Source organism: Verrucomicrobium sp. BvORR106 (assembly GCF_000739655.1).
Lineage (GTDB): Bacteria > Verrucomicrobiota > Verrucomicrobiia > Verrucomicrobiales > Verrucomicrobiaceae > Verrucomicrobium.
Genome location: NZ_BATR01000114.1, coordinates 54,301 through 66,406, shown reverse-complemented (window position 1 = coordinate 66,406; position 12,106 = coordinate 54,301). Strand labels below are relative to the sequence as shown.

The following is a 12,106-nucleotide window of genomic DNA, read 5'->3' as shown; positions in this document are numbered from 1 at the left end:
GCGCCCTCAGAGTCTCCCCATTCATCCGACAACAGCAATGGCGTACCGCCGGTCGTCAACACACCATGAAATCCCTCAAAGATCTGTTCCTCCACCAACTCAGTAGCAGGCTCAGTTCGGAAATGCAGCAGGTACGCGCAATGCCCTTCGTCCTCGAGGAGGCAACTGCCTCTACGCTGCAGAGCCTGATGTTGGCTCACCATCATGAAACGGTGCGTCAGGTCGAGAAACTGACTCACGTCTTCCAGGCCTTCCGCCAGCCAGTCATCGCCACCAAGTGCGAAGTGACAGCCAAACTCATTCAAGAGTGTCATCGCATGATCCATGCGTTCGGCAACTCACCCGCCATCAACGCTGCCCTCGTGGGGGCCGCTCAGAAGATAGAACACCTCGAAATCGCCTCGTACGGTTGCTTGCACGAATGGTCCTCACATCTGAGGAACGAGGAAGCGACTGGCCTCCTGCAAGAACTTCTCTCAGAGGAAAAAACTGCAAACCAGTTGCTGATCAAGCTGGCTCGTTTCCGCTGCAATAAACAAGCCGTCACCGAAAACAACGGGGCTGACCTCCTGTGCGATGCCTATGGTCACCTGGTCCGTTCTTCGCCACCACAGATGACCATGCCAGGCATATTGAGCTAGGTCACAAGACGAGCCCCTCTGCGGAAAAGTATTCAACGGAACGTGGCCCGAAATTTGGACCTCTTTTAACAGACCAGCCCCTTCGCCAAAGCAAGGGGTTGTTCACCGTTACGTGGTTGGGGCAATCTTGTTGGATTGCTTTTCATCACCATAGAGAACTCTTGGCGATGAATGGCGGACAGGGAGGGATTCGAACCCTCGGTACTATCACTAGTACACACGATTTCCAATCGTGCCCGTTCGACCACTCTGGCACCTGTCCTTGGAATTCATTTGAGGACGCGCAGTTTGCGTAGATTCCGCATTCCCGCAAGTCTTTTTTGCACTTCTAATGAACTGATTTTCAATGGCAGCCGCAACCGGTACCGCAATGGCCACCGCCGCCGGAAGAAACGGTCGCCGTCTGGCCCACGCCCATCAGTCCAGCACCGCCCGTGATAACTCGACGAACAGGTTCCCCTGTCTCAGGATGGAGCGTCAGGGCGGCGTCACGCATGCTCTGCTTGATCTCAAAGCGCTTAGGGGTCTCGCCTTCGGTCTGCGGGATGGTTTCGTAGGTGTATGTCGCCATAGGGTGAGATACCACGCACCTCTCTGAATTCAAGCCGGGGCTGGTTCGCCGCTCAGAGTGACCTGCCCTTCTGCCAAGACCTTGTCCCCCAGCTTTACCCGCCCGGTCGCCAAAAGCAGGTTTCCCATGCGCCCCTGCACCTCTGCCTCCACGAGCAGTTGATCGCCAGGGAAGGCCGCGCCAAACACCTTCACGGAGCGGATCGCCGTCAATCGGAGATCGGCCAGCGGTGGGATCACGGGATCCGACTGGGCCGCCACCCCCGCGACCTGAGCGATCGCCTCCACCATCAACACCGCTGGCATCAGCGGCTGGCCAGGAAAGTGCCCGATGAGGAAGTTCTCATCCCCCCGGAGCAGATAGCTCCCGGCCGCGGCTTTCCCGGGCTCCAGTGAGACGAGAGCGTCCACAAATCGGAATTCCGGCCCATGAGGCAAGGCTCGCAGTGCTGCATCAAAATCCATGATCCAGCAATGATGCTGAATGGGAAGGGATCAATGGCAAAGTACAGCCCTGCGCTTTTCGTCAGAGGCCATGGCCTACATGATCACGGGGAGGCTGAGCTCTTGAGGTTTGATTTTTGAAGCTTGAGGCTTGCACTCCTCACTCCTTCTCCACCTCGTACCCGGCCGTGTCCACCTTGAAAACACTGTCCGGAATCGCTCCATTCAATCGGTACTCCGTGATGGCGGTGGTCATGCTCGAACCATCCCTCATGTGGATGGTGAGCGCATGCAGGGAGCCTTCCTTGATGTTCCCCTTGAGCGTGACCTTGATCACGAACAGGGCCGCCTTGTTGTCCTTCAAGCCCAGCTCAAAGGCCCAGACGTCTGCATTGCCTGCATCCGGCTCCCCTCCGCGAATCTTGAATTGCTCCTCGAACTCCTTCAAGGAGATCGCCTGCATGGACTGGATCATGGCGAACCCCTGCCCTTTGCCATCCTTCTCCTGGGCATCGAGCGCCTCCTTGCTCCACACCCGGGCCTTCTTGTCCTTGCCATCCAGCACCCACAGCGAGCCATCCGGGCCCTTTTGCACCAACAGATCTGGAGCCTGCCCGATTTGCCAGCGAAACCCGCCGGGCTTTTCCATCCAGAGCTGGCCCTCCCGCTTGAGTGGCTTGCGCACACTCTTGAGCTGACGAAGCTGGTCAAACTTGGCTTGGACTGAGCTCACCTTGGAGGCCGAAACCAGCCACTTCTCCAAGGAAGCTCGGGCTTCTTCGGGAGTGGCCGCGAAACCAGCCGGGGCTGCAATCAGCGCGGCTGCCGCAACTGCCAGACACCACGTTTCTCGAATCCTCATGCCGAATACCATGCAGGCCATTCCTGCTGGGGCAAGCAGTTCGAGCGTCGGGCCTGCCTCCAAAAGAAATGGGACGAGGCACAAGCCTCGTCCCATAAACGTTTATCCGAGTTCAGCGAGGATCGCCGTCTCAGCCTTCGCCGGGGCCTTGCACGCCGCCAGCGATCTGTTCACCCGTCACCTGCAGGGCCTTGTAGCCGCCTGTGGCCTTGAAGTACAGGATAAGGAGCAGGTAGAGCACCGCCATGATGGCAGGAACGGCTGCTGTCACTTTAAGGGCCATGCGGCTGCCTTCAAGCGTGGCATCTTTCACCGGCTGGGCATCAGCATCAGCAGAAGCTTTGGAAGCTTCCCACCAGGCGGCCAGAGCTTCGTGGTTCTTGTCCTGCTTGCCATCCTTGGCAAGAGCTGCACCGACATTGGCGAGCTCTTTACCCTTGTCTTCAAGAACACCCACCTTGGCGCCGTCAAGGCCCTTGATCTTCGGAAGGAAGAAGAAACCCTTGGGTTCAGCAACAGAGTAGCGGCCATAGGTCTCAGGAGCCTTCACCTCAAGCTGCTTCGTTGCGAAGTAGTCCTGCTTGTAACCGATGGCAGGACCACCCAGCGAACCTGCAGAGAGCATACCCACACCGCCGATAAGGCCGATGGCCACAGCGCCACCTTTGGGGAAACGCTCGGAAGCAACTGCCAGCATGGTCGGCCAGAGGAAGGTCTTGCCGCAGGCGTAAACTGTCGCAGCCACTACGCACATAACGATGCTCGTGGCATTGCCAAGCAGAGTGAGGCCGATGCAGCCCAGGATGCCGCTGACGAAGAGCAGACCCAGAGGAGAGATGCGGTGAACGATCGGACCTGCCACAAAGCGCAGGGCAAACATCAACAGGGAGGTATACATCATGAGCTTCAGCCCGTTGGCGGGGCTGGCCATGATGTTGCCAGTGATCTTGGCGATCCAGGAATCCGTACCCAGCTCAACATAGCCCACCAAGGCATGCAGCACGATGAGGACGATGAATAGAGGAGTGATGACGGACTTGACCATTTCGCCGATCGTCACGCCGGCGGATTCCACCTCGGACTTCGGGAATTTCTGACCAATGAGCATCACCCCGTAAATTACAACCGGGATGAGGAACAGGGACATCTGAATCTTCCAGTCCACTGCTGCAGCAATCACGTTGCCAGCAGCGTCGGTTTTGGCGGACATGAGAGTCGCCGCAAGGGTACCAAGCACCAAACCCGCAGGCCAACCCGCATGAAGAATGTTGAGGTAGTGGGTCTTGTTCGAGGGGAACAAAGTCGCGGTAAGCGGGTTCACCACAGCTTCGCAAACACCGTTGCCGATGGCGAAGATGAACATGGCGGAGAAGAGACACCAGTAGGCAGCCTCTTTACCACCGGATGCAAAGAAGGCCGGTGTCGCCAGCGTGAGCACGGCTGAAACGAAATGCAGCAGGAATGCCGCGATCATCAGCTTTCCATAGCCGATCTTGTCGGCAAAAAGACTTGTCAATATAATCACAACGCCGAACCCGGTAAGTCCGCCCCCTGTGATGGTACCCAGTTCCGTCATGGTGAATCCGAACTGATGGGACCACTGGCCCAGGATCCCGCCGCGAACGGAGAATCCGACGCCGGCGGCCAGAATGGCCATAAAGCCTGCCCAAAGGAGGCGATTTGCATTGGGCGCTATGCCCGCGTTGCTACTCATGTGTGTATTATGTATTTGGTTGATGTCTGTCTGGTGAGTGAGGTGAGTTTGGCGGGAGGGAGCCCGCGCGAACCCAGAGAACGGCCAAAGCAGCCGCGTTTTTATACAGAAAGGCGGGATGCCTCAAGGAAAAACTGGGTTAGAAACCGGGATCGGCTTCCTCGGAGTGGCCGAGGGCTATTGGTTTATAGCCGCCCTTGGCCTTAAAATACAAAAACATGCCCAAATAGCACACAAGCATGAAAGCCGGGAGGATGGCAATGACGGCGAACATGCTCCGCTTGCTGGAGGCTTGCGCGGCCTGCAGTTCCTGTTTGGCAGGCTCGTCCAGGCTGTCCACTTTGACCTGATCCAAGCTGGGGGCCTTGCCAAAGAGCGTGTCCTTGGGCTCGCCGACCACGCGCTGATGCAAAGCCGTGTGATGTTGGGCCAGGACCTTCTGCATATCCTGATCCTGCTGGAAGCCAATCCAGGGACTGCCCAGCACGCCGAGGAAGAGCACGCCCACCGCTGACACCCCATTGAGGGTCAGCGCGCCCCCCTTGGGGAACTGCTCGCTGACAAGTCCCAGCGTCGTGCTCCAAAGGAATGCCTTCCCCAGAGCATAGACCGTGGCCGCAGCGATGATGACGTAGCCCGTGGCCTTTGAGAGGAAGAGGAGCCCCACAATGGCCACCGCCGTACCGACGACCAGCAACCCTATGGGGGAGAACCGATGCACCACCGGCCCGGCATAGAACCGCAGGGCCGTCATGACCAGCGACGTGTAAATGAAGACACAGGTGGCAAAGAGTCCGGCTTGCGCGGCAGTGAATCCAGCAGGTCCGGAGAGCTTCAGCAGTTCCGGCATCCACCCATCAGTCCCCAGTTCTGTGGTCGCGAGCGGTCCAATGGTGATCAGGACAAAGATGAACAGCCAGTTCCCGAGGGAACGAGTGTAGAGACCGACCAGCACTGCCACCACCGATGCGATGGCCAGAATGACCCCCACGGAGGCCTCCAGCTTCAACATCTGGAAGACGGCTGCTGCGGTCAGTCCGCTGAGAATGAAGAAGCCTACCGCGCCCACTTCCTTCAGCATGTCCCGGTAGCTCACCCCTGCCGCCACACGCTCGTTCACCGGGAACGCCCGCGGCAGAGTGAGGAAGGCATAGATGACCAGCGGGATGAAGCAGAGCCCGTACTTGAACTGCCAGGTCTGCCCGCTGAAGATCGCAGTCGCTCCTGCTCCCAAGGCCAGTCCCGCGGGCCAACCTGCGTGCAGGATGTTGAGCCATTTCGCCTTTTCCTTGGGGAACAAGGTGGCCACCACTGGGTTCACGAAGCCTTCGACCGTGCCGTTCGCGACCGCAATCAGCAGTGTGGCCCAGTAAAAGGAGTCATAGCTGGTGGCGCGAACGGTGAGGAGCAAGGACACCGTGTGGCACAGGATCGCAAAAACGGCCGCCACCTTGTAGCCGATCCGATCGATGATCAGGCTGAAGAAGATGATGCTCAGCGCGAAGGGCCACATCCCTGCCCCATTGATATTCCCTTTCTGGGCTTCCGACAGACTCAAACTCTCCTGCAGCTGCCCCATGGTATTCGCCCTCACCCCGAACACGAATGAAGTGGCCACGAGGGCGACGAAACATGCCCAAAAGAGGCGCATGTCCGGCCGGGTTGCAGTCGACGGGTTGGTCATGGGAGGGAGTGCGGAGGCTGAGGAAAAAACGAGTGGAACCCAGTACGCAGTTCCAAGCGCGGCATTGCAACAAAACCGCCACGCCAAGACAATCCCTTTTTCCACATTGGCCCGGACTTGTTATGAAGCCCCATTTCGGTCGTTGTCTCCGCCGGCAACTTCCCGATTGCCCGGAATCCCTCCCCATCCTACGTTGCCCCATGCTCTCCCCTGCCATGATCGCCCTGCTGCGCTGCCCAAATACCAAGCAGCCGCTGCGTCTGGCAACGGCTGCAGAGAAAAGCGCCCAAGGCATCCCTGCTGACGAGGAAGCCCTCGCCACAGAGGACGGCAGCCGTCTCTACCGGACGGTCAATGAAATGCCCGTGTTGTTGCCTTCAGCCGACGTCGTGGCCACCGGGTAGAAGATGCTCACACCCCGGCGAAGCTCTGAGTTGGACCTCGAAGCTTCATACACCAGGTTTTTGGCCTTGCGATGCTTGGTCATGAGGTTGTAGGCCCCCAGGCACTCGAAACCGGCATTCAGCGCCCCCAGCATGGGCAGATACTCATCGAGATCCTTGGTGAAGTTCTCCACCATGCCCCACGGCGGGAAGAGCTGATCATCCTCCATCTTGCGCAAGAGGTCGTACACCCCCTCAGGCTCCGGGTCCGTGCTTCCAGAAATCAGCACGTAGTGCGGGTGGATCACGGTCTGCTGTGGAAGATCCACCCCGCCAACCATGTAGCCGTTGCCATGCTGGGCCTCACCAGCGGAGAGCCCAAAGAAGCGCTCCTTGGCCGCCTGGCTGTCCGGCCAGTTCTTGGGGAAGTACTCTTTCTGCCGCTTCAGCATGTCCTGCCGGATCGCGGGCCAGCTCTGCTTGGAGATCGCATCGGGCGCTTCCTGTTCGAAGTCCGGGTAAAACAGGCTCTGGATCTCCGGAATGAAACCCGTGCCATCATAGACTCGACCCGTTGTTGCCATCTTCAGCGGCGGCGGCTTGGCGGTCATGTTGGCCATGGCCAGCACCAGCGCGGTCTCACCACCCCAGTCACGCCAAACGGCGCGCAGCGGCGTCACTCGATCCTCACGCACCCCGTGCCTGATGTAACCTTCCCCATCCACCAGCATCTCATCCAACACGATACCGCGGAGTTGATCCGTCAGGTGGTCCTTGAGGGGTTGATCCCGCAAGATCTCTGCCGCCACCAGCATCGCGTGATAGTAGATGGCCGTGTCCACCAGGCTGTACTCGGTGCCCGGCACGATGCCGTAGTGCCCGTTTTCAAACGCCTTCACAAAGTGAGGCAGCAGCCCGCGCGAGCTGTCCAGGCGGGTGATGTTGTCATTCACGCGATACACCAGATCACGGGCAAACTTGTGATCCACCACCCCGAGTTCCGCCGCCAATGCGGTGCACATGGCGAAGATGCCCGTGGCGGGCACGTTGTCGAAGTGCCCATCCCGAATGTGGGCGCGGTCACGGACCCAAGCAGTACGGAGGCTGAAGCAACGAGCCAGTTTGGCGTAGCTGGTCAGGAAGACGTACTCGTCAAAAGGAATCGGCGGTGCCTGCACGATAAAGGAGATGGAGTCCAAGGACACATCCGTCCCCGATTCCGCCACCCAGTTGAGGTACTTGGCCTTGCCCACCTGGTCAGGACTCACTGGCTCCACCTGGGTTCGCATGTCTGGAGTGTCCAAAACGAAGGGCTTCATCCACAGGACCTGCTGTAGGGAGGACTTGATCTCCACCTTCAAGGTCCCCTTCCCCTTCCCTCGCAGCTCAAAGCCCACGATCTTGGGCTGAAACTTTGTGTTCATGAAGGGGGGATAACAGGCCCGGAAATCGAGCTGAGAGTCCAGATCCGTGCCAATGCCGGCCAGACCATGCCACATGCCCGCCCAGTAACCCTGCGGCATGGAGATCAATACCGCCCCCCGCTCACACCCGATGGCCTCCTGACCGTTGCCAATGAAGCCGAAGTCGGTGCCCAAGTGGGTGTAGGTGATGAAGGGATTGACCTTCTCATGCACGTTCTGCCTCGCTTCGCGCTGCGGGTCGAAGACGGTAAAATACTCCTGGAGCGGCTGACGCACCCGTCGGGGCTCAGGCACCGGTTCAGGCAGCACTCCCACGGGCATGTCGCCGGGTGCCGCGGAAGCCGCGACCACCGTTGGCGAGGTCACAGGGCCCTCCGTAGATGGGGCCTGCGCCGGGGAGACGGGCGTCGTCACGGCAGCCGCAGAAGGAGCCGCTGGCGTGACTGGAGGGGCCAGAATGGCCCCTTCTGACGCAGGTGCGATCGCAGGAGGCGCCGGGGAGGTCGTTACTCCCAGGTCCTGGCTAAAAATGCTAAATTGCAAGACAGCGGCGCAAACGCCTCCCACTGTAAGCTCGTGGAAAGCGTGCCGTTTCATAAAGAAATACTTCACGACCGTTGATAAATTACCTCACTCAATCTTTCCGTACAATCAAAATCCGCGGAGCCATTGTCAATCAACGACTTGTCATGGATACGTGATGCAACTAGCAAAAGGTACCTGTTTTCTCCGCCCGACTTTCCTCGTCTACCCGCCATGCCAGCCGTTGTCCAGCCTCCCGCCATTCAGGAGCCCCTCAGGGTTTCCCCCATGGCGAAATTACCTCGAATCGCCAAATCTGCTTGGGCCTTTCTCAAGTGCAGCCCCATCGGTGCGCTCCTGATCTACACGATCCTCTCCCTCTCCCTGAAGGAGAACTATCCCTTCTCCAACTACCCCATGTACTCGAACCCGAGTGCAGAGCGCCCCTACTACACGGTGGCGGACGGGAATGGGCAGCCGATCCCCGTACAAAAGCTGACCGGCATCACCTGCCCGAAGATCGGGAAGATCTACCGGAAGAAAGCAGAGGAACTGGCCAAGAAGCACGACATCAAAGCCAAGGACCTGCCCCCTTCCATGGTGCAGCAGATCTGCGATGAGATGTTTGCCCAACTGAGACACGAGGCCAAAGGAAAGAACCAGGCCCTGCCCGAGCAACTCCAGATCATCAAGTCGTACATCAGCTACCAGAACAGCAAGGTCGTGGAAGAAGTCGAACTCATCGGCAAGGAAACCCTCACCCCCCAGGCACGATGATCAAGTGGCTCTTCTCCGGCTGGAAAACCCTGCCAAAAATCTCAGCGTTGGAGGGGTTTCTCTCCCGCTTTCTCTTCTCGATCTTCCTGCTGTACACCCTGCGGTTGAGCATCGACTACACCCAGGAGCCCCATCCTGTCGGCCTGTTGAAGCTGCTGCACGGCATCAACGACGGCAAACTCTGGCTCACTTGGCTGGCAGACCCGTCCACCTGGAATGTCTATCGCGCCATTTTCGCCGGCCTGCTCGTCATCTACGTTGCAGGAGTGGCCCTCCCGCTGGTGCTGCCCGTGCTGGCACTGATGCACGTGCTTCCCTTCACCCTGTACAATTCCCAGGGCTTCACCCACCACGGGTACCAGATCGTGAGCTGCACGCTCATCATCCAGGCCATCGCGGTTCTGTACTACAACTTCCGTGAGAAGTTCACGCTGGCCCCTCCGGATGAAAAGCTGCGCGCATGGATGTTTGTGCAGGCCCAGGTGATCCTCACCGGGATGTACTTCATCTCCGTCTTCACGAAGCTGGACAACTCGGGCGGCATGTGGCTCTGGAACTCCAACAACGTGGCGATGGACATGCTCAAGACCGCCCGCCAGAGCTTTCTGAACAACTTCGACCCTGCCTTTGCTGGCAATCCACCAGAGGCCATCTGGATGCTGGAGCACCCCTGGCTCTCGCGCCTGTTCTTTGGCAGCGGACTCTTCCTGGAGTTCCTTTGCATCTTTGCCATCGGGAATCGGGTACTGGGCTTCCTGCTGGGCATCTCCCTGCTCGTCATGCACCGCAGCATCGACTGGCTCATGGGCGGCGTGGCCTTTATCAACAACGAGTTCCTCGCCTTCATCTTCCTGGTAAACCTGCCCTTCCTCCTGTCCTGGCCAGCTGATCGTATTTCCTCGGGCTGGGTACGAAAAGGCCTAGTGGCGGGTGCCACGGTGGGTCTCTTCGCCAGTTTCTGGCTGCACCCGGGGGGATCTGGAAACAACTCCTTCGTGAACTACGGATGGAGTGTGGTCAAGTCCATCGAGGTGTGGAACAGCCTCTCCGCGGAGGACTGGCGGAAGTTCCTGAACTTCGCCACCCCCATCGCCCTCACGGTAGTCGGCGGTGGGCTCTCAGGAGCCGTTACCGGTGCCGTTGCCGGGTTGTTCGCCCATGCCACGAATCGCGAGAAAGGGCAGGCGGCAGGTTCTTCCCAGTAGGACAAAGAGTCACATTGGTCTCGCTCCGCAAGCCAGGGCCTCATTCGCAAGTGTGCGGATGGGGCTTTTGCATTTTGAGGAACTACGCTCGACTTTCGCTCTCTCTTTTTTGCCAGGGGTTCACGGAAATCGAACCCCTCCTCCACCTCAACAAAAAAGCGGCATCGAATTGCTTCGATGCCGCTTGAACAGGCAAAAGATCGTCCGTGACGATCTCAAACTTCAACTAGGACCCTGGTGCAGGGGCCGGAGCAGGTGCCTCAGGAGCAGGGGCGGGCGCGGGAGCCGGGGCCGGTGCTGCTTCAGGAGCAGGAGCAGGTGCAGGGGCCGGAGCCTCAGGAGCCGGAGCTGGCACGGGCGGAGGCGTCGGAGCCGGGGTCACGGCTTCTTCAACCTTCTTCACCGCGTCTTTCACGGCGTCAGCAGTCGCTGCTGCGGCCTTTTCGCCAGCAGCCTTGGCATCTGCTGCTGCTTTCTCTGCGTCGGCCTTGAGTTTTTCAGCGGCTTTGGCAGCAGATTCTTTGGCTTCGTCGAGCTTGGCAGCCGCGGCGTCACCAGCCGCCTTGGAGGCGTCCTTGATCGCGTCTTTAGCCTGCTCAACCTTCTCAGAGGCTTCGTTGGCCTTCTTGTCGGCGTCCGTCTGCGGACCCGCTTTCTTTTCGCAGGCGGTGATGCCGCCAGCGAGCAGAGCAATGATGAGGATGTGCTTCAGTTTCATGGGATGTATCTTCTCAGAGTGAGGATAGTTATACAACCCGGATTGCGCACTTTGTTCGCCAAAATTGCTCCCCCTTGAGGATTTGGCAATTCGAAGCCATGTTACAGAAATGCTTCCCTGGCTCTCCCCCGGCAAATTCCCCCTTTACCTCGCCCCGATGGCGGGTGTCACAGACATGGTCTTCCGCAGTCTGTGCAAAGAACTGGGCGCAGACGTCATGGTCACAGAGTTCGTCTCCGCAGAGGGCATCCTCCAGGCGGATGAGCGCACCCGGAAGTACACCGAGTTCGACGACGCCCAGCGCACCGTAGGGGTGCAACTCTTTGGCGCAGACGGTCAGCGCATGGGCGAAGCCGCCCGTAAGATTGTGGACTGGAAGAGCCCCGACTTCATCGACATCAACTTCGGCTGTCCCGTGAACAAGGTGGTGGCCAAAAATGGTGGTTCCTCCCTGCTCAAGGACTGCCCCCTCCTCACCAGCGTCGCCGCAGGCATCGTCAAGGCGGTCCCCGTCCCTGTCACGGCCAAGATCCGGATCGGGTGGGACGCCACCACCATCAATGCCGTGGAGGTCTGCCGCTTGCTGGAGGACACCGGCATCCAGGCCATCGCCATCCACGGTCGCACCCGGGCCCAGGGCTACACCGGCCAGGCCAACTGGGACGTCATTGCCGAGTGCGCTGCGGCGGTGAAGATTCCGGTGATCGGCAACGGCGATATCGCCACCGGCATGGATGTGGCGAAGCGTCAGCGTGAAACAGGCGTGCATGGGGTCATGATTGGCCGCGCCGCGATGGGCAACCCATGGGTCTTCCGTGAAGCAAAACATTTCCTCCAGCACGGGACCCACTTGGAACCGCCCACGACGGAGCAGCGGTTCGAACTCATGCTCCGGCACACCCGGCTGGCGGTGTATTCCAAGCGCTACGGCAGCGAGATCCAGGCATTGCGCTCCATGCGGAACCGCCTGATGACCTACACCCAAGGGCTGCCGGGGAGCAAGCAACTGCGAATGCGCTTCTGCCACATCGAGAGCATCACCGAACTGGAAGACATCGCCGCCGACTACCTGCGCCGGAGCGAAGAACTGGTCAGCGTGGCCTGAGTCCACCGCCCGCTCTGCCGGCTTTTTGTTTACCCCGGCACCCCATCTCGCACGATC

12 protein-coding genes and 1 tRNA gene are annotated in these 12,106 nt (G+C 59.2%); 5 read left to right on the top strand and 8 right to left on the bottom strand.

Annotated elements, in window-relative coordinates; translation table 11 throughout:
* Positions 1–65 precede the first annotated feature (65 nt).
* Positions 66–641, top strand: coding sequence for a ferritin-like domain-containing protein (locus BV106_RS35965; protein WP_081892035.1), 576 nt, complete (start codon positions 66–68; stop codon positions 639–641).
* Between the two features lie 172 nt (positions 642–813).
* Here BV106_RS35965 and BV106_RS20770 read toward each other — a convergent pair.
* From BV106_RS20770 to BV106_RS20745, 6 genes are all read right to left on the bottom strand, one after another.
* Positions 814–903, bottom strand: a tRNA-Ser gene (locus tag BV106_RS20770).
* 81 nt (positions 904–984) lie between these two features.
* Entirely contained in the window at positions 985–1,212 is a 228-nt protein-coding gene (locus BV106_RS20765; protein ID WP_038167789.1) for a hypothetical protein, read from the bottom strand.
* A 29-nt stretch (positions 1,213–1,241) separates the two neighbouring features.
* Complete coding sequence (locus tag BV106_RS20760; RefSeq protein ID WP_038167787.1) at positions 1,242–1,676, bottom strand: 3-hydroxyacyl-ACP dehydratase FabZ family protein; 435 nt, start codon at positions 1,674–1,676, stop codon at positions 1,242–1,244.
* Between the two features lie 139 nt (positions 1,677–1,815).
* A complete protein-coding gene (locus tag BV106_RS20755) occupies positions 1,816–2,517 on the bottom strand; it encodes an outer membrane lipoprotein carrier protein LolA (protein ID WP_265595908.1) in 702 nt (233 codons plus the stop codon).
* A gap of 130 nt (positions 2,518–2,647) precedes the next feature.
* A complete protein-coding gene (locus BV106_RS20750; RefSeq protein ID WP_051946121.1) occupies positions 2,648–4,231 on the bottom strand; it encodes an MFS transporter in 1,584 nt (527 codons plus the stop codon).
* Between the two features lie 139 nt (positions 4,232–4,370).
* The gene (locus tag BV106_RS20745; protein ID WP_038167784.1) at positions 4,371–5,915 is read right to left on the bottom strand and encodes an MFS transporter; all 1,545 of its coding nucleotides are present in this window, start codon (positions 5,913–5,915) and stop codon (positions 4,371–4,373) included.
* Positions 5,916–6,115: 200 nt separating this feature from the next.
* Here BV106_RS20745 and BV106_RS38735 point away from each other — a divergent pair, with 200 nt between their 5' ends.
* Positions 6,116–6,319: a hypothetical protein gene (locus BV106_RS38735; RefSeq protein ID WP_265595907.1), complete on the top strand. Its 204-nt coding sequence runs from the start codon at positions 6,116–6,118 to the stop codon at positions 6,317–6,319.
* Here BV106_RS38735 and BV106_RS20740 read toward each other — a convergent pair.
* Positions 6,256–8,319 carry a hypothetical protein gene (locus BV106_RS20740; RefSeq protein WP_265595906.1) on the bottom strand — a complete coding sequence of 688 codons (2,064 nt, stop codon included), beginning with the start codon at positions 8,317–8,319 and terminating at the stop codon, positions 6,256–6,258. The genes BV106_RS38735 and BV106_RS20740 overlap by 64 nt on opposite strands.
* Positions 8,320–8,478: 159 nt before the next feature.
* Here BV106_RS20740 and BV106_RS20735 point away from each other — a divergent pair, with 159 nt between their 5' ends.
* Together BV106_RS20735 and BV106_RS20730 are read left to right on the top strand one after the other, a co-directional pair.
* Positions 8,479–9,021 carry a hypothetical protein gene (locus tag BV106_RS20735; RefSeq protein ID WP_038167779.1) on the top strand — a complete coding sequence of 181 codons (543 nt, stop codon included), beginning with the start codon at positions 8,479–8,481 and terminating at the stop codon, positions 9,019–9,021.
* Entirely contained in the window at positions 9,018–10,226 is a 1,209-nt protein-coding gene (locus BV106_RS20730; protein ID WP_038167777.1) for a hypothetical protein, read from the top strand. The genes BV106_RS20735 and BV106_RS20730 overlap by 4 nt, the downstream gene beginning before the upstream one ends.
* Positions 10,227–10,452: 226 nt before the next feature.
* Here BV106_RS20730 and BV106_RS20725 read toward each other — a convergent pair whose 3' ends face one another.
* A complete protein-coding gene (locus BV106_RS20725) occupies positions 10,453–10,944 on the bottom strand; it encodes a hypothetical protein (RefSeq protein ID WP_051946120.1) in 492 nt (163 codons plus the stop codon).
* 109 nt (positions 10,945–11,053) lie between these two features.
* On the opposite strand from BV106_RS20725, the gene dusB reads away from it, so the two are divergent.
* Positions 11,054–12,049, top strand: a complete 996-nt coding sequence (dusB, locus tag BV106_RS20720) for a tRNA dihydrouridine synthase DusB (protein WP_038167776.1) — start codon at positions 11,054–11,056, stop codon at positions 12,047–12,049.
* The last annotated feature ends 57 nt before the right edge of the window (positions 12,050–12,106 follow it).